The 381-nt window shown below is 62.2% G+C and carries 1 protein-coding gene; it reads right to left on the reverse strand.

What is annotated here, in order from left to right:
• Positions 1 to 381, reverse strand: a 381-nt coding sequence (locus HU767_RS28625) for an RHS repeat-associated core domain-containing protein (RefSeq protein WP_186731124.1), incomplete at both ends; no start/stop codon positions are given.

The raw sequence follows: 381 nt of genomic DNA on the forward strand, positions 1-381 counted from the left end.
CCTGATCCCCAACCGCCGGCCTACACCCACCCTTCCCCGGACAATCCACCAACCCCAACGGATCCACCCACCCCGTCGGATTCAGGGTGTAGCGATACCCATTGAGCCCACCCGCCAACTTGCTCGGGTCGGGCGTCAAATAGCGGCCAGTCTCGGGATTGTAGTAGCGGTGGCGGTTGTAGTGCAGGCCGCTTTCCGGGTCGAAGTATTGGCCCTGGAAACGCAGCGGTTGTTCAAGCTGTTCGCCGTCGCCATGCGTGAGTGCGGTGACTTTGCCGTAGCCGTTGTAACGCGCCGACCAGACGATCTGGCCGTTGGGGTTGGTCAGTTCCTGGGGCGTGCCCAGGTGGTCGAGGTGGTAGTAGAACGGCGTGGTGTTTT

Origin of the sequence: Pseudomonas sp. SWRI179 (genome assembly GCF_014268705.1) — a bacterium.
Classification (GTDB): domain Bacteria; phylum Pseudomonadota; class Gammaproteobacteria; order Pseudomonadales; family Pseudomonadaceae; genus Aquipseudomonas; species Aquipseudomonas zanjanensis.